This is a genomic window from Metabacillus flavus, assembly GCF_018283675.1.
Classification (GTDB): Bacteria; Bacillota; Bacilli; order Bacillales; family Bacillaceae; genus Metabacillus_B; species Metabacillus_B flavus.
In genome coordinates, this window is sequence record NZ_JAGVRK010000001.1 from 23449 (window position 1) to 40781 (window position 17333).

A 17333-nucleotide genomic window follows, 5' to 3' on the forward strand; every position below is an offset into this window, starting at 1 on the left:
GTGTACAAAAAGCAAACATTTAGACAGAGACTATTTCTCTGTCTATTTTTTTTATCATCCCTATGATAGAATTAATTTTGTGTTTCTTTTCGAAAAAAAATGACAAAGCTCCGTCCAAGCGGGACAAGCCGTTACGTATACTATAGCATCCCCATTTCAAATGTTTTTCCCACAGTCAAACCTATTACATAGATAGAAAAATAGCATGGAGGTTATTGAACAGCATGAATCAAAAACGTATTTTAGCAGTTTTCATGGCAGCAGCGATGTTCCTTACTGTGCTTGCGCCAATGAAACAGGTATCCGCAGCAGCAGCTGATCCAATCAGCATTAATGCAAAAGCATCCATTTTAGTGGAAGCATCATCCGGAAAAATTCTCTACGGAAACAACATAGATGAATCTCTCCCGATTGCAAGTATGGCAAAAATCATGACTGAGTACCTGGTAATGGAAGCGATCAAAGACGGCAAAATTACATGGGAGCAAACGTATACTCCTAATGACTATACGTACAGCATCTCGCAAATCCGCGGCCTATCTAACGTACCTCTTAGAAAAGACGGAAGCTATACAGTAAAAGAATTGTATGAAGCAATGGCGATTTATTCAGCAAACGGTGCAGCGATTGCCCTTGCGGAAGTGGTTGCCGGCTCTGAAACAAATTTCGTTAAAATGATGAATGATAAAGCGAAAGAACTTGGTTTGACCGATTATCATTTCGTTAATGCTACGGGTCTTGAAAACAAAGATTTAAACGGAAATCATCCGGAGGGTACGTCAGAGGATGACGAGAACAAAGTTTCTGCACGCGATATGGCGAAGCTTGCTTCCCGTTTAATTAAGGATTATCCAGAGATTCTGGAGACATCGAGCATTCCCAGAAAGACCTTTAAAGAAGGAACGGAAATGCCGAACTACAACTGGATGCTCAAAGGATTGATTTATGAGTATGAAGGAGTAGACGGACTCAAAACAGGATCAACAGATTCTGCCGGATCTTCCTTTACGGCTACAGCTGAGAAAAATGGGATGCGTGTGATCACGGTTGTAATGGATGCTTCTGATGGAACAGGCGATTTAAAATCTCCTCGTTTCAAAGAGACGAAAAAGCTTCTTGATTTTGCCTACAATAATTATTCTGTAGAAGAGCTTTATCCTGCAGGCTATCAAATTAAAGGCAAATCTTCTATTCCGGTAGTCAGCGGAAAAGAAAAAGAAGTTCAAATTCAAACGGATAAGCCTATGACGGTTGCCATGAAAAACGGTGAAAAAGGCAACTACAAGGCTAAATATGTGATTGATAAAAAGAAACTCAATGAAAACGGCGAGCTGGCTGCACCTTTTAAAGCAAAAGAAGCGGTTGGGAAAATGGTCGTAGATTATAAAGGCGAAGAAAAAGATTATGGTTTCCTGACTGGTGAAGCAGGCGGCGAAGTCAACGTGGTTACAAAAGAAGGCGTAGAGAAAGCCAATTGGTTTGTTCTTACAATGAGAGGCATTGGCGGATTCTTTGCCGGTCTTTGGGACAGTGTCGTTCAAACTGTATCCGGCTGGTTTTCATAATGAAGAAAAAGACACCTCGAAGAGGGTGTCTTTTTTAGCTATTGGAAGCTTTTACAGTGAACTTTTAGAATATTGAATATGTATCTGTATAATAGTATAGGATTATTCGGGGATATGAGATAAAATAGAGGATATGATTTCATAAACTACAATGTTGAGTATAGAGGGGGATTTACAATGAATACAGGTACAGATCGAGTAAAACGCGGCATGGCAGAAATGCAAAAAGGCGGCGTTATTATGGACGTTGTGAATGCAGAGCAGGCTAAAATCGCAGAGGAAGCCGGCGCAGTAGCCGTTATGGCTCTTGAGCGCGTTCCTGCCGATATCCGTGCAGCCGGCGGAGTAGCAAGGATGGCTGACCCTACGATTATCGAAGAAGTAATGAAAGCTGTCTCCATTCCGGTAATGGCAAAAGCCAGAATCGGACATATCGTAGAAGCCCGTGTATTGGAAGCTATGGGCGTTGATTACATCGATGAGAGTGAAGTTTTGACTCCTGCTGATGAAGAATACCACTTGAATAAACGTGATTATACTGTACCTTTCGTTTGCGGCTGCCGTGACCTGGGTGAAGCAGCACGACGCATCGGCGAAGGTGCATCCATGCTTCGCACAAAGGGAGAGCCTGGTACTGGAAACATTGTAGAGGCTGTCCGCCACATTCGTAAAGTGAATGCTCAGATCCGCAAGGTGGCAGGCATGAATGAAGATGAACTGATGACAGAAGCTAAACTATTAGGCGCACCATATGAGCTTCTTCTTCAAATTAAAAGAGAAGGCCGTTTGCCGGTTGTTAACTTCGCGGCTGGCGGTGTAGCAACTCCAGCAGATGCTGCTCTTATGATGCAGCTTGGATCTGACGGAGTTTTTGTAGGATCCGGGATCTTCAAATCCGAAAACCCGGCTAAATTTGCCCGTGCGATTGTTGAAGCTACGACTCATTATGAAGACTATGCGCTAATCGCTGAATTGTCTAAAGGCCTTGGAACAGCGATGAAGGGAATTGAAATTTCCACACTGCTGCCTGAAAACCGTATGCAGGAGCGCGGCTGGTAAAAAGGAGTTTTGCAAAATGTATACAATTGGAGTATTAGGACTGCAAGGAGCTTTCCGCGAGCATATTCGTTCCATTGAAGCAAGCGGAGGGAAAGCCGTTACGATTAAGCGGCCTGAGCAGCTGAATGAAATAGACGGATTGATTATTCCGGGCGGAGAGAGTACGACAATGCGCCGCCTGATTGACAAATACGGATTTATGGAACCGCTCCGCCAGTTTACATCAAGCCGCAAGCCGGTATTCGGAACGTGTGCAGGGCTGATTATTCTGGCTTCGGAGATTGTCGGCTACGAGGAAGGACATCTGGCGGTCATGGATATCAAGGTCGAGCGCAATTCGTTCGGCCGCCAGCGGGAAAGCTTTGAAGCAGACCTGACCATCACAGGAGTCGGGGATCATTTTACGGGCGTGTTTATTCGCGCTCCTCATATTGTGGAGGCTGGAGAGAATGTCGAAGTCCTCTCCAAACACAATGGGAGAATCGTCGCTGCGAGACAGGGCCACCTTCTCGGCTGCTCTTTTCATCCGGAACTGACCGATGACCACCGGATGACGCAGCTATTCCTTGAGATGGTGAAAGAATCAAAAGAAAAAGCTTCTGCATAAAAAGGTTGAAACTGGTTCAGACTTGTAGTAAATTATGAACTATCAAAGAAATCGTTAAAACATTGACAGGAAGCAGTAGCGAATGTTCCTTCTTAAGAGAGCCGGTGGGTGGTGCGAACCGGTGCTGGAAGTTTGTGAATCCGTCCTCGAGTGAAGCATTGAAATGCTTCCGGTCATGGCCGTTATCATGCAGAGCTGGAAGACTTCGGTCTTCAATTAGGGTGGCATCGCGGGTTAACTCTCGTCCCTTTATTGGGGACGGGAGTTTTTTGTTTTTTGGCTAGGTTTAAGCCGTGGAAGAAGGGAGACTCCTGAGCAGAGGGACAGGTGTGGCCCCCGCAAGCGCAAGGTACACACCGCCCGCCCCGCGGAAAGCGAACGCCTGCTAGCTGCAATCAACAGCCAAGTTTAACAGAGCTTAATTATTAAAAAAGGGAGAGATTACTGTGCTGGATATTAAATACTTGCGTCAAAATTTCGAAGAAGTTAAACAAAAGCTGTCTTTTCGAGGAGAAGATTTAACGGATTTTGAAAAATTTGAAGAGCTTGATTCTAAAAGACGCGAGCTGATTGTCGCTACTGAGGATCTGAAAAGCAAACGGAATGAAGTATCCGGTCAAATTGCTGCTCTTAAAAAAGAGAAAAAAGATGCAGATGATATGATCAAGGAAATGCGTGAGGTTGGAGACCGCATCAAAGAAATCGATGAGGAATTGCGCGGAGTGGAAGAAACGCTGGAAAAACTGCTTCTTTCTATTCCAAATATCCCGCATGAAAGTGTGCCGCAAGGGGATTCAGAGGATGATAATATTGAAATCCGCAAATGGGGAGAAATCCGCGAGTTTGCTTTTGAAGCGAAAGCACATTGGGATGTGGCAGACTATTTAGACATTGTGGACTTTGAGAGAGCTGCTAAAGTAACAGGAAGCCGCTTTGTATTCTATAAAGGCTTGGGGGCCCGCCTTGAACGTGCGCTGCTGAACTTCATGATGGATCTTCACAACGATGAGCATGGATATACAGAAATTCTGCCTCCATACATGGTGAACCGGGCAAGCATGACGGGAACAGGCCAGCTGCCTAAATTTGAAGAGGATGCATTTAAGATCAGAGAAGAGGACTACTTCCTGATTCCGACTGCTGAAGTGCCAGTCACGAACATGCACCGCGATGAAATCCTCGAGGCGTCTCAGCTCCCGATCAGCTACACAGCGTTCAGTGCATGCTTCCGTTCTGAAGCAGGATCTGCAGGCAGAGATACACGCGGACTCATCCGTCAGCACCAATTTAACAAAGTAGAGCTTGTGAAGTTTGTTAAGCCGGAGAACTCTTACCAGGAGCTTGAAAACCTGACAGGTCATGCTGAGAAGGTTCTTCAGCTTCTAAACCTTCCTTACCGGGTAATGAGTATGTGTACAGCGGACCTTGGATTTACGGCTGCGAAAAAATACGATTTGGAAGTATGGATTCCAAGCTACGGTTCTTATCGTGAGATTTCTTCTTGCAGTAATTTTGAATCTTTCCAGGCGCGCCGTGCGAATATCCGTTTCCGTCCGGAGCCGAAGGCAAAACCGGAGCCGGTTCATACACTGAATGGATCTGGTTTGGCGCTTGGACGCACAGTGGCAGCCATTCTTGAGAACTATCAGCAGGAGGACGGCAGCGTCATTATTCCTGAAGTCCTTCGCCCATATATGGGAAATAAAGAAGTTATTAAGCCTGCAGGCAAATAAATTAAACTTTTCTTAAATAGTGTGTTGACAAGGATTTTATGATTTGATATATTTATTCTTGTCGACACGGAGGAATACCCAAGTCCGGCTGAAGGGATCGGTCTTGAAAACCGACAGGAGGGTCAAACCTCGCGGGGGTTCGAATCCCCCTTCCTCCTCCATTTAATTATTATGTTACGCGCATATAAATTGGAGATTGTCTGGTCCGCTGCACATTTTGTGCAGCGGATTTTTTATTGTTTAGGAAATTATAAAATGAGTGGCTAAGTATTACTAGCTGTATCTCCGTCCAGCTTCTGCACTTTTGTTCTATGGTGAAAGTAAAAGGATGCCCGAGAAGGCATCCTTTTTGTTTGTTTAAATACTAACATCCTTCCTTTGAAAGAAGAAGAAGGTGATGGCCATAAAAATAATATAGTAAACGAGAAGCACCGCCAATGAAAACATAAGCGTCACACCTGGGAGGATTTCCTCCGCCGCTGAGAATTGCATCAGCTCAAGATGAGGGAACAGCAGCAGCTTAGCCCATTCCTGTTTTAAGCCGATCAGGAGCTGAACACCTATGTTTAATGCACTGTTCATGAAAAGAACGAAAATTCCAAAGCCCACTGCCATGGATTGGCTCTTGAAGAGAGTGGACAGCATAAAGGAAATCGTAACCACCATAATCAGATTTGGAATGAATAGCAGAATCTTTTCGATATACATATTTCCCACGGCTGCAATTACAGGTTCTCCGCCGCTGAAGGTCATGGGGGTTTCAGCAATTTTTGCACCGAAATCTCCTGCCCCGTATAGGAAGGTTCCCGCAATAACGTTTGCTGCCGCTAGGAATAGCAGAAGCAGAAAAGAGTACGCGACGACCGAAATGTATTTGGACAAAAGAATTTTCCACCTGCGATGCGGGCGGATCAGGAGCTGCTTAATGGTCCCATCCGAAAACTCTGAAGCTACACTCGTACTCGCGATGATGACACAGAATAAGGCGACGGTTGAGAAGAGAGCAACCCCGTCAGCATTTGCATATTGCCAGTTGCTTTTTAAAGCAGGGTTCACGTTCTTATCCAAGTAGAACTGTTTTTCAGCCGCTTGCTGGGCGAGATCTTCTTTCTCACCAGCATCAAGCTTTGGATCCTTTTGCTGCTGATTTAAATCAGCGATCTCCTGCTCAACACCGGGACGCCAGTTCGATTCTGTTTTCTCTTGATCGATATAGGCTGTTGCGACAGTCATGATAATGAGAAATACAGCCAGCAGAATAAAATAAATCCAAGATGATTTCTTTGCAAAGATCTTAATCCATTCATTTTTTACTAAATTCATCATGAGAGGGCCTCCTCCTTTTCTCTTGTCAGCTCAAGGAAACGGTCTTCCAATGATTTTTTGACAGGAGTCATCTCATAAACGAGAATTCCGTTCTCCGTTAATTCTTTAATGATTAATGGAAGAGACTCGTATTTTGCTGAAAATTTTAGCGTTCCATCACCGGTAATCGCTAAGTTTTCAGAAAGGGAGCTTAATCCGGGCAGGGCTGCTGCTTCTGCCGCTGAGCTGACGGTAAGCAGCACTTCCCTCATTTCTTCTGCTGCGGCAAGATTCGTGTCTTCCATGGATGACACATGTGTCAGAACACCCTTTTCAATGATGGCAAAACGATCGCACATCAGCTGCATTTCCCCTAAGATATGCGAGGATACGAGAACCGATGTCCCGCTCTGGGCCAGCGTTTTTAAATAGTCTCTTAGTTCTTTCATGCCTTGCGGATCCAATCCATTTGTCGGTTCATCCAAAATCAGCAAGGAAGGATTGTGCAAAAGAGCCTGGGCAACTCCAAGCCGCTGCCTCATTCCCAGTGAATAGGTTCTCACTTTTTGATGAATGGCACCATCAAGCATTACCAGCTGGATCACTTCTTTTATTCTTTCTTCTGAAATAGGCTCCAAAGCCATTCTTGCGTAGTGCTTTAAGTTGGCGTACCCGGACATAAACTTATAGAATTCGGGATTTTCTACAATCGCCCCCAGCTCCTTCATGGATTCCTTAAAGCTCGTATCTACACTCTTGCCTCTGATTAGCACGTTCCCGTCTGTCCGGTTAATCAGACCGGTAATCATTCGGATGATTGTTGTTTTTCCTGCGCCGTTCGGCCCGAGCAGACCGAATATTTCTCCCTCTTCCACTCTGAAGTTCACATCATTCACTATGTATCGCTTGCCGATTTTCTTTTTCAATCCTTGGACTTCCAGTACATATGACAAGTCATTTCCTCCTTTTTCGTCCGGGATAGCTTTAATACGGACAACAGCTGGAAAAAGTTCCAAAAAAAGACCCGGCGATTTAAAATCGTCAGGTCTTTTTGTTTTTAGCTCTGTTAAATTCGGCTGTTGATTGCAGCTAGCGGGCGATCGCTTTCCGCCTGCGGGGTCTCACCTGTCCCGGTTCTCTAAGCAGGAGTCTCACGTCCTCCGCTCCAATCAACAGGTGTTAACAAATCAACATCATGCTTTAACTTATCCTTGTTTTTTATCTTTTTAGCTTGCGGGATTGCTTCATAAAGTAGCTGATCTTCTCTAAAATAGGCTCAACGGAACCTCCGTTAGCCATAATGTCATAATCGCTGATATTTAAGCGCATAACAGGACATGTATTGAAGCTGTTAATCCAGTTTTCATAGCGCGCATGCATTTCCTCCCAATAGGAAATGGGAGTTTGCTGTTCCATAGGTCTTCCGCGCTTTTCGATTCTTCCTAAAATATCCTCAAGGCTTCCTTCCAGGTAGATGAGAAGATCCGGGTGAGGGAAATAAGGAGTCATGACCATGGCTTCGAAGAGATTCGTGTAGGTTTCGTAATCGACTTCAGTCATTGTTCCTTTTTCATAATGCATTTTGGCAAAAATGCCTGTGTCTTCATAAATGGAACGATCCTGAACAAATCCGCCGCCGTATTCAAAGATTCTCTTTTGTTCTTTGAAACGCTCGGCAAGGAAGTAAATTTGCAGGTGAAAGCTCCATCGCTCAAAGTCTGCGTAAAATTTATCAAGGTAAGGATTGGTATCAACTTTTTCAAAGGATGTGCGGAAATTCAAAGCTTCGGCAAGGGCGTTCGTCATTGTTGATTTTCCGACTCCAACCGTTCCGGCTATCGTTATAACCGCATCCTTTGGTATTTGGTACTGATCACGTAGATTCATGAATGGCTTACTCCTTTTAGCAAATAATCATCGAGGCGTTTAAGGATATACGTTAAATCCTCAGGACGGTGGACAAAATCAAGCTCGTCCCCATTAAAACGGAGGATTGGAATCTCGGGATTAATTTGTTCCCATTGAGACATCGCAGTCTCATAGTCGGCTGAGAGCTGCTCCAGGTAGCTTGGGTCAATGTTCTTTTCAATATCTCTTCCGCGCAAAGAAATTCTTTCAAGAAGAGTATCAAGGCTCGCACTCAAATACAGAATGATATTCGGTTTAGGCATGTCGCTTGTCAAAATATCATAAATTTGAATGTATTTCTTATACTGCTCGTCCTTCAGTGTGCGTTTAGCGAAGATCAGATTTTTGTATATATGATAATCTGCTACAACCGCCTGGGCCCGCTGGAGGTAATCAGAATTGATTTCCTCCAGCTGTTTATACCGGTTGCATAGGAAAAACATCTCTGTCTGGAAACTCCACTCGTCAATGTTTTCATAAAACTTCCCCAAAAATGGATTTTCATCCACAATTTCTTTCAAAAGCTGATAGCGATAATGGTCCGAAATCGCTTTGGCGAGAGAGGTTTTGCCCACGCCAATAGGACCTTCAACGGTAATGAAGGGTACTCCTTTCATGCCGGTTCCTCCTTTGCTGCAATTCAATCAGAAACACGTATACTGGTATGATGAGCCTGCATGGTGCAGACAGAATAGATGGATGTGTGCAATATTCGACAACTTTTTTAAAAAAGACAAACTTTATTTTATCACAGCGGTTTCCATTTTGGGGGAATTGTTTTTTTATGAGGAAGGAACCGAAAAAAAAGAAAGACAGTTCAGCGGGACGGAACTGTCTTTTTTTCAACTTCGAACTGATCCTGAATCAGAAGCCAATTTTGAGGAAAAGAAAGACCGAGCTTCCAGTAGCTCACCCCTCTCAGTTTCAGCTGCCTCACAAGATTAAATTTTGCCTGAATGGAGCGTGCATCTTCAAACCAAACCTCATGATCTTTCCCGTTTTCATCACGATAGCTGAAGTGGGGGGCTTGATCCTTCTGGCTGTATTGAATAGCGGCATTATACTTTGCGGCGAGTTTTATTCCCTGCTGGGGACTGATGGCTTTTGCAAATTCTCCTCCAGGTTTAAAGGGGAGCGTCCAATCATAGCCATACAAGTTCTGTCCCATCATAATCTTGGAGCCGGGCATTTCAGTTAACGCATAATCCAGCACTTCTTTCACTTGATTGATTGGCGATACAGCCATCGGAGGGCCTCCGCTATATCCCCATTCGTATGTCATCAGCACAACGAAGTCCGCAATCTGGCCATGGGCTTTGTAGTCATGCGCCTCATACCATTTGCCCTTTTGATCGGCTTTTGTTTTTGGGGCCAGAGCAGTAGATAGGAGCCAGCCTTCTTTCTGGAACCGCTGCTTCGCTTTTCTAAGGAAAGCATTGTAAGCCTCTTTATCTTGAGGCCTCAAATATTCCATATCAAAATGGATGTCGCGGAATCCGTATTTTTTCGCCTTAACGGTTATATCCTCCAGCAGCTTGTTTTGAACTTGCTGATCATTTAAGACAATTCTTCCAATTTCATCACTGAAGCCTTCATCTGTCAAATTAGTCACAATCATCATTAAGGTAACGCTGTTGGCGGATGCGATTTCCGGAAGACTATCCAGAGGGGGCTCCTTCAAAGAACCGTCCTTTTGAATCCGGAAACTAAACGGTCCTAGATAGGTTAAGTAGGGGGCTGCCTCTCTGGCGCTTTGCTTTTGCTCTTCGGTTACCTGATCCTGGGCAGGCTCAAGGTAGGCATTAAATTCAGCTTTGCTTTTTGGCGGTTCCGGGATATAAAGCCTGAAACCGATCTGCAAAGGACTATTGGGATTCAGCCGGTTAATGCTGGCGAGCTGCACTGGATTGATGGAAAAGAGCCTTGAGACCGTCCATAGCGTATCGCCCCGTTTAATCGTATAAAATCGGCCTACGATCGGAATGACAAGCGCCTGCCCAACCACGAGCTGATCTGGATTGGGCAGCTGATTGGCTTCCTCTATATCTTTGGCGGCTGTTCCATAGCGAAAGGCAATGTTTGTAATGGTGTCTCCCTGTTTAACAACATAGATCTGCATATGATGCCCTCCTCACACTGCTTCTATCTATAGAAGAATATGAGCACGGCTTGCTGACTATGCTAGAGCTTAATCTGATCGCTTGGCTCAAGCTTCGCTTTCAATACGTTCTCCATCATCCGGAGTGCGTATTGTTCATCCTCTTCACTGACGGATGCCATCGTGTCCGGCGGGACGATCAGGCTGTACCCGCGCATATAAGCATCATTTGCTGTAAAAAGGACGCATATGTTTCCGGCAAGACCGGTTAAAATGAGGGTATCGACTTTTAAATGGTACAAAAGAGTGTTCAGCGCTGTTCCATAGAAGGCCGAATGCTTCGGCTTGATCAAAAAATAATCATCATCACCGGGTGCAATGGCTTCCATAACAGGCGCACTCAGCGGGTTGCGGCACTTCTTCATGATTTTTTCCAAATTGGCCTGCCACAGCTCATAATGGTCATTAATATAAATGACGGGAATGCCTCTTGAAACGGCCTTCTTTTTTAATTTAGAGAGAGGCTTTGCAATAGCCGCTGCTTTTTCTGCAAGCTCTGGACCGTATCCGAATTGAAAGTCATTAATCATGTCGATAATGAGTAATGCGGCTTTATGGTTTTGACTCATCTTGTCCTCTCCTTTAAAGTTAGGGTATGCAGGTTTAATTTGTTCTATAAGTAAGGAGCGGAACATGAAATCAGATGAATGGTTTATGAAGCTGGCAATTGAAGAGGCCAAAAAGGCAGAGGCTGTCCAGGAGGTTCCAATCGGAGCAGTGATCGTCCGTGAAGGAGAAGTTGTTTCAGCTGCCCACAATTTAAGAGAAACCGAGCAGCGCGCCATTGCTCACGCAGAAATTCTGGCAATTGATGAAGCATGCAGGAAGCTTGGAACGTGGAGACTGGAGGGGGCGACGCTGTACGTCACTCTTGAACCTTGCCCGATGTGTGCAGGGGCAATCGTGCTGTCAAGAGTGGAGCGGGTGGTGTTTGGTGCTCCTGATCCGAAAGGCGGCTGTGCAGGAACCCTGATGAATCTTCTTCAGGAGGAGCGCTTTAATCACCAGGTTGAAGTGGAAGAGGGAGTGCTCAGGGAAGAGTGCGGCAAGCTGCTTTCCAATTTTTTCAGGCAGCTTCGGGAACGGAAGAAATCCGAAAAATCTATTTCAAAAAATTTACATCTGCCTTGAATTGATTTTTTTTCGGAATCAGAGTATACTAAATTATGCGTCCGATAAGACGCACTTCTAATAGGTATCAATTTTGCCGTGCTAAGCGGGGAGGTAGCGGTGCCCTGTACTCGCAATCCGCTCTAGCGAGGCCGAATCCCTTTCCGAGGTTAGTTGACTGCAGGGTCTGCCCTCAAGTAAGTGGTGTTGACGTCTGGGTCCTGCGCAATGGAAATCCATGAACCATGTCAGGTCCGGAAGGAAGCAGCATTAAGTGGAAGCTTTCATGTGCCGCGGGACAGCCTGGGCCGAGCTAACTGCTTGAGTAACGCTTGTGGCCGCTAATCGACGAAAGGTGCACGGCAGTTATAATAATAATAGAACACTCACCCTTATAGGGTGAGTTTTTCTGTATAATGATAGAAAAAGGACCCGGCTTTTCTGTGTGCCTGCAGTGGGTTATAATACATATTGGATTTCCACTACGAATAAAAAGGAGGGGGCTTTTGTGGGCTATCAAGCATTATATCGTGTATTCAGACCGCAGTTCTTTCAGGATGTTGCCGGCCAGAATCATATTACCCGCACATTGCAAAATGCCCTGCTTCACAGCAAATTCTCCCATGCTTATTTGTTTTCAGGCCCTCGGGGAACTGGGAAAACAAGCGCGGCCAAAATTTTTGCCAAAGCAGTCAACTGCGAGAAAGCACCTGTAGCCGAGCCGTGCGGAGAATGTCCGTCATGCGCAGGAATTGCTGATGGTTCCATTTCGGATGTGCTCGAAATTGATGCGGCATCCAATAATGGCGTGGATGAGATTCGCGACATCCGGGACAAAGTAAAATATGCTCCTTCTGCGGTTAAATATAAAGTATACATAGTAGATGAGGTTCACATGCTTTCCATGGGCGCCTTTAATGCGCTGCTTAAAACACTTGAAGAGCCGCCAAAACATGTCATCTTTATTCTCGCTACAACTGAGCCTCATAAAATCCCCTTAACCATTATCTCGCGCTGTCAGCGATTTGATTTTAAGAGAATTACCTCTCAAGATATTGTGGACCGCATGAAAACGGTTATGGAAGAGCAGGAGGCTGAAGCGGAGGAAGAAGCGCTTCACGTGATTGCGCGGGCAGCCGACGGCGGTATGCGTGATGCACTCAGTCTTCTTGATCAGGCTATTTCATTCAGCGATGAACGCGTTACTCTGGAAGATTCCCTGCTCATAACCGGCTCCGTCTCACAAAATTTGCTGACCGGACTCGTACAATCCATTCACAAAAAAGAGGTTTCCGGGGCCCTTCAAATATTGAGCCAGTTAATGGATCAGGGGAAAGACGCCGCAAGGTTTATCGAAGACCTGATTTATTATTACCGGGATCTGCTTCTTTATAAGACCGCGCCGAGTCTGGAAGAAGCCTTGGAGCGGGTCGTTGTAGACGATGCGTTTAAAGACCTGGCGAAGGATGCTGAAGCTGAAAAACTATACGCGGTCATTGACATCCTGAATAAAAGCCAGCAGGAAATGAAATGGACAAACCATCCAAGAATTTTCCTTGAAGTGGCGATTGTGAAGCTATGTGAAACAGAGCAAGCGAAAACGGTTCAAACCGGAACAGCCGATCCGCACCTGCTGGAGAGGATTTCCCAGCTTGAAGCAGAGCTGAAAGAACTGAGAAAGAACGGAGTGGCAGCAGGCCAGCCTGCCCAAGCCCCTAGTGATCAAAAGGCAGCTAAAATGGTAAGAAGCAATTTCAAAGTTCCTGCCGGGAGGATTCATGAGATTCTTAAGGAAGCAACAAGGCAGGATCTTGATACGCTCAAGAAAAGCTGGAGCGGGATGATTGACCAGCTTCGCACCCAGAATAAAGCCTCGCACGCAGCTCTTATCGGAGAAAGCGAACCTGTTGCGGCATCGTCCAAATCATTTGTGCTAAAATTCAAGTATGAGATTCATTGCAAGATGGTTGCTGAGAACAACAATGATGTCAGAACCAACATTGAAGCCATTCTCGCAAATTTACTTGGCAAACCAGTCGAAATGGTTGGCGTCCCTGAGAGGGATTGGGGTAAAATAAGAGAAGAATTCATTCGGGATCAGAAGGATGAAGATCCAAGTGCGAATGAAGAGGAAGAAGATCCCTTCATAGCAGAAGCGAAGAAATTAGTTGGCGATGATTTAATTGAAATAAAAGACTAACTTTAAGGAGATGTTACAATGCGCGGCGGAATGGGAAATATGCAAAAAATGATGAAACAAATGCAAAAAATGCAAAAAGACATGGAGAAGGCTCAAGAAGAGCTTGCTGAAAAGCAAGTTGAAGGGTCAGCCGGCGGCGGAATGGTAGTCGTAATCGCAAACGGCAACCGCGAAATCATCGACGTGAAGATTAAGGAAGAGGTTGTTGACCCGGAAGATATCGATATGCTTCAGGATCTAATCCTCGCTGCTACGAACGATGCTTTGAAAAAGGTAGAAGAAATGACCTCCCAAACTATGGGTCAATTTACAAAAGGAATGAATATGCCAGGTTTATTCTAGGAGGAAGGCTTTATGCATTATCCTGAACCTATATCCAAATTGATTGACAGCTTTATGAAGTTGCCAGGCATAGGACCGAAAACGGCCGTACGTCTGGCCTTTTTTGTCCTCGGCATGAAGGAAGACACCGTCCTGGATTTTGCCAAGGCGCTTGTTAACGCTAAAAGAAACCTGACGTATTGCTCCGTATGCGGCCATATCACCGATCAGGACCCATGCTATATATGTGAGGATAAAAGAAGGGACCGTTCCGTTGTATGCGTTGTCCAGGATCCAAAGGATGTCATAGCAATGGAAAAAATGAAGGAATACAGCGGTCTTTACCATGTACTCCATGGTGCCATTTCCCCAATTGAAGGAATCGGTCCGGAAGATATTAAAGTGCCGGAATTGCTGAAAAGACTTCAGGACGATTCGATCCAGGAAGTAATTCTTGCCACGAATCCGAACATTGAAGGAGAAGCAACAGCCATGTACATATCCCGCCTGCTAAAACCTTCAGGCATTAAAATTACGAGAATTGCTCACGGTCTTCCTGTAGGGGGAGACTTGGAATATGCGGATGAGGTGACTTTGTCCAAAGCGCTCGAAGGAAGAAGAGAACTATAATAGGAGGGTTTTTGTTGCTTTTCAAAAGAAAAGGACGGTTAAGGCAGGATTTTAACCAACAGCTAATCGATCTTCTTATGAAAAATAAATCTGAATGGAATCGTCAAAAGCAGCTTGTAGAAAAAAGCGTAGAACCTTCTGAAGAAGTTCTTTTTGATTTGAAAGTGGCGGAGTCGAAATACTTCTTTCTATTAAGAGAAGCAAAACAAAGGAAGATCCGAATCAATCTGTAGACGGGAAGTTCTAATAATCGGTCAGGTTTCATATGCTTGTACAAAACAGGTAGTGTGAAGGTGAGTGATTATTTGAATCCGATTACCGTATTTGCTATAGCCGGCGGAGCCATTGTGCTTCTGCTTATGAACGGCTCATTCCGAAACCCGATAAAATGGGTTGGAAGACTCGCAGTGAAGGTTGTAGCGGGAGCCTTGTTCCTTTTTGTATTAAATGCATTAGGATCAGGAATCGGGATTCACATCCCGATTAACGCCGGGACTTCAGCAGTTTCCGGGCTGCTCGGCATACCGGGCATTGCGGCTTTGTACGTGATTAAAACGTATATTCTTGTATAAAAGCAAATGGTTCGCCATTTGCTTTTATTTTTTGTTGACATACAAGATTAATAGATGGTATATTATTATACGTCGCTGATACATAAGCTATTTCGAAAAAACAAAAGTAAAAATAACTGTTGACACGGCGATGAATTAAATGGTATGATAATCAAGTCGCTTCAATAAGAAGTGAATGAAAAAAGTTCTTTGAAAACTAAACAAATCGAAGTGCCAACGTTAATTCTAAAGCAACAAACAAGAGCTAGTCAAACTACTTTTTGGAGAGTTTGATCCTGGCTCAGGACGAACGCTGGCGGCGTGCCTAATACATGCAAGTCGAGCGGACCTCTTCGGAGGTCAGCGGCGGACGGGTGAGTAACACGTGGGCAACCTGCCTGTAAGACTGGGATAACTCCGGGAAACCGGAGCTAATACCGGATAACTTTTCGAACCGCATGGTTCGAAGATAAAAGACGGTTATGCTGTCACTTACAGATGGGCCCGCGGCGCATTAGCTAGTTGGTGAGGTAATGGCTCACCAAGGCGACGATGCGTAGCCGACCTGAGAGGGTGATCGGCCACACTGGGACTGAGACACGGCCCAGACTCCTACGGGAGGCAGCAGTAGGGAATCTTCCGCAATGGACGAAAGTCTGACGGAGCAACGCCGCGTGAGTGATGAAGGTTTTCGGATCGTAAAGCTCTGTTGTTAGGGAAGAACAAGTGCGGGAGTCACTGCCCGCGCCTTGACGGTACCTAACCAGAAAGCCACGGCTAACTACGTGCCAGCAGCCGCGGTAATACGTAGGTGGCAAGCGTTGTCCGGAATTATTGGGCGTAAAGCGCGCGCAGGCGGTCTTTTAAGTCTGATGTGAAAGCCCCCGGCTCAACCGGGGAGGGTCATTGGAAACTGGAGGACTTGAGTACAGAAGAGGAGAGTGGAATTCCACGTGTAGCGGTGAAATGCGTAGAGATGTGGAGGAACACCAGTGGCGAAGGCGACTCTCTGGTCTGTAACTGACGCTGAGGCGCGAAAGCGTGGGGAGCGAACAGGATTAGATACCCTGGTAGTCCACGCCGTAAACGATGAGTGCTAAGTGTTAGAGGGTTTCCGCCCTTTAGTGCTGCAGCTAACGCATTAAGCACTCCGCCTGGGGAGTACGGTCGCAAGACTGAAACTCAAAGGAATTGACGGGGGCCCGCACAAGCGGTGGAGCATGTGGTTTAATTCGAAGCAACGCGAAGAACCTTACCAGGTCTTGACATCCTCTGCCACTTCTAGAGATAGAAGGTTCCCCTTCGGGGGACAGAGTGACAGGTGGTGCATGGTTGTCGTCAGCTCGTGTCGTGAGATGTTGGGTTAAGTCCCGCAACGAGCGCAACCCTTGATCTTAGTTGCCAGCATTCAGTTGGGCACTCTAAGGTGACTGCCGGTGACAAACCGGAGGAAGGTGGGGATGACGTCAAATCATCATGCCCCTTATGACCTGGGCTACACACGTGCTACAATGGATGGTACAAAGGGCTGCAAAACCGCGAGGTTAAGCGAATCCCATAAAACCATTCTCAGTTCGGATTGCAGGCTGCAACTCGCCTGCATGAAGCCGGAATCGCTAGTAATCGCGGATCAGCATGCCGCGGTGAATACGTTCCCGGGCCTTGTACACACCGCCCGTCACACCACGAGAGTTTGCAACACCCGAAGTCGGTGGGGTAACCCGTAAGGGAGCCAGCCTCCTAAGGTGGGGCAGATGATTGGGGTGAAGTCGTAACAAGGTAGCCGTATCGGAAGGTGCGGCTGGATCACCTCCTTTCTAAGGAAGAATTATCAGCACCCATGTGGTGCAGCAATTAACGGACGCACTTCGATTTTGTTTAGTTTTGAGAGAACTTGCTTCTCTTTTTGATGGGCCTATAGCTCAGCTGGTTAGAGCGCACGCCTGATAAGCGTGAGGTCGATGGTTCGAGTCCATTTAGGCCCACCATCTTTATACATTAAAATTCGTTGGGGCCTTAGCTCAGCTGGGAGAGCGCCTGCCTTGCACGCAGGAGGTCAGCGGTTCGATCCCGCTAGGCTCCACCAACGAGACTTTTTTTGTCTCTAAAACTTGTTCTTTGAAAACTAGATAACGATATGAATGTCAAACATTCACACGAGTAAGCAAGTAACCTTACGATTTTCT

Annotated in this window: 16 protein-coding genes, 3 tRNA genes, 1 rRNA gene, 1 other RNA gene and 1 other annotated feature; of the genes, 15 read left to right on the plus strand and 6 right to left on the minus strand. The window is 45.7% G+C overall.

What is annotated here, in order from left to right; genetic code table 11:
* Positions 1 to 215 precede the first annotated feature (215 nt).
* From J9317_RS00100 to J9317_RS00120, 5 genes are all read left to right on the plus strand, one after another.
* On the plus strand, positions 216 to 1565 hold the full coding sequence (locus J9317_RS00100; protein WP_431190661.1) for a serine hydrolase: 1350 nt from the start codon (positions 216 to 218) through the stop codon (positions 1563 to 1565).
* Between the two features lie 177 nt (positions 1566 to 1742).
* Entirely contained in the window at positions 1743 to 2624 is an 882-nt protein-coding gene (pdxS, locus tag J9317_RS00105) for a pyridoxal 5'-phosphate synthase lyase subunit PdxS (protein WP_211555562.1), read from the plus strand.
* Between the two features lie 16 nt (positions 2625 to 2640).
* A complete protein-coding gene (gene pdxT / locus J9317_RS00110) occupies positions 2641 to 3231 on the plus strand; it encodes a pyridoxal 5'-phosphate synthase glutaminase subunit PdxT (protein WP_211555564.1) in 591 nt (196 codons plus the stop codon).
* Positions 3232 to 3284: 53 nt separating this feature from the next.
* Positions 3285 to 3483, plus strand: a binding site (T-box leader).
* A gap of 194 nt (positions 3484 to 3677) precedes the next feature.
* Positions 3678 to 4964 carry a serine--tRNA ligase gene (gene serS / locus J9317_RS00115; protein ID WP_211555565.1) on the plus strand — a complete coding sequence of 429 codons (1287 nt, stop codon included), beginning with the start codon at positions 3678 to 3680 and terminating at the stop codon, positions 4962 to 4964.
* Positions 4965 to 5032: 68 nt separating this feature from the next.
* Positions 5033 to 5125: transfer RNA gene (locus tag J9317_RS00120), tRNA-Ser, on the plus strand.
* Positions 5126 to 5321: 196 nt separating this feature from the next.
* Here the strand turns inward: J9317_RS00120 and J9317_RS00125 are convergent.
* From J9317_RS00125 to J9317_RS00150, 6 genes are all read right to left on the minus strand, one after another.
* Complete coding sequence (locus J9317_RS00125; RefSeq protein WP_211555570.1) at positions 5322 to 6290, minus strand: DUF2705 family protein; 969 nt, start codon at positions 6288 to 6290, stop codon at positions 5322 to 5324.
* Complete coding sequence (locus J9317_RS00130) at positions 6287 to 7222, minus strand: ABC transporter ATP-binding protein (RefSeq protein ID WP_211555572.1); 936 nt, start codon at positions 7220 to 7222, stop codon at positions 6287 to 6289. Before J9317_RS00130 ends, J9317_RS00125 begins: the two co-directional genes overlap by 4 nt.
* Before the next feature lie 265 nt (positions 7223 to 7487).
* On the minus strand, positions 7488 to 8156 hold the full coding sequence (locus J9317_RS00135; protein ID WP_211555574.1) for a deoxynucleoside kinase: 669 nt from the start codon (positions 8154 to 8156) through the stop codon (positions 7488 to 7490).
* Positions 8153 to 8794 carry a deoxynucleoside kinase gene (locus J9317_RS00140; RefSeq protein ID WP_211555579.1) on the minus strand — a complete coding sequence of 214 codons (642 nt, stop codon included), beginning with the start codon at positions 8792 to 8794 and terminating at the stop codon, positions 8153 to 8155. The genes J9317_RS00135 and J9317_RS00140 overlap by 4 nt, the downstream gene beginning before the upstream one ends.
* A 200-nt stretch (positions 8795 to 8994) precedes the next feature.
* A complete protein-coding gene (locus J9317_RS00145) occupies positions 8995 to 10296 on the minus strand; it encodes a glycoside hydrolase family 18 protein (RefSeq protein ID WP_211555582.1) in 1302 nt (433 codons plus the stop codon).
* Positions 10297 to 10358: 62 nt separating this feature from the next.
* Positions 10359 to 10904, minus strand: coding sequence for a cysteine hydrolase family protein (locus J9317_RS00150; protein ID WP_211555585.1), 546 nt, complete (start codon positions 10902 to 10904; stop codon positions 10359 to 10361).
* A 64-nt stretch (positions 10905 to 10968) separates the two neighbouring features.
* Here J9317_RS00150 and tadA point away from each other — a divergent pair, with 64 nt between their 5' ends.
* From tadA to J9317_RS00200, 10 genes are all read left to right on the plus strand, one after another.
* Positions 10969 to 11466 (plus strand): tRNA adenosine(34) deaminase TadA, encoded by a 498-nt coding sequence (gene tadA / locus J9317_RS00155; RefSeq protein ID WP_211555587.1) that lies wholly within the window; start codon positions 10969 to 10971, stop codon positions 11464 to 11466.
* 76 nt (positions 11467 to 11542) lie between these two features.
* Positions 11543 to 11808, plus strand: an RNA gene (ffs, locus tag J9317_RS00160) — signal recognition particle sRNA large type.
* 145 nt (positions 11809 to 11953) lie between these two features.
* Complete coding sequence (gene dnaX, locus J9317_RS00165; RefSeq protein WP_211555589.1) at positions 11954 to 13645, plus strand: DNA polymerase III subunit gamma/tau; 1692 nt, start codon at positions 11954 to 11956, stop codon at positions 13643 to 13645.
* 18 nt (positions 13646 to 13663) lie between these two features.
* Positions 13664 to 13987 (plus strand): YbaB/EbfC family nucleoid-associated protein, encoded by a 324-nt coding sequence (locus J9317_RS00170; protein WP_035412683.1) that lies wholly within the window; start codon positions 13664 to 13666, stop codon positions 13985 to 13987.
* 12 nt (positions 13988 to 13999) lie between these two features.
* Positions 14000 to 14596 (plus strand): recombination mediator RecR, encoded by a 597-nt coding sequence (gene recR, locus J9317_RS00175; RefSeq protein ID WP_211555593.1) that lies wholly within the window; start codon positions 14000 to 14002, stop codon positions 14594 to 14596.
* Positions 14597 to 14610: 14 nt separating this feature from the next.
* Positions 14611 to 14829: a YaaL family protein gene (locus J9317_RS00180; protein WP_211555594.1), complete on the plus strand. Its 219-nt coding sequence runs from the start codon at positions 14611 to 14613 to the stop codon at positions 14827 to 14829.
* 72 nt (positions 14830 to 14901) lie between these two features.
* Entirely contained in the window at positions 14902 to 15168 is a 267-nt protein-coding gene (locus J9317_RS00185) for a pro-sigmaK processing inhibitor BofA family protein (protein WP_211562007.1), read from the plus strand.
* A 257-nt stretch (positions 15169 to 15425) separates the two neighbouring features.
* Positions 15426 to 16964 (plus strand): 16S ribosomal RNA (locus tag J9317_RS00190).
* Positions 16965 to 17058: 94 nt separating this feature from the next.
* Positions 17059 to 17135: transfer RNA gene (locus tag J9317_RS00195), tRNA-Ile, on the plus strand.
* Positions 17136 to 17157: 22 nt separating this feature from the next.
* Positions 17158 to 17233, plus strand: a tRNA-Ala gene (locus tag J9317_RS00200).
* The last annotated feature ends 100 nt before the right edge of the window (positions 17234 to 17333 follow it).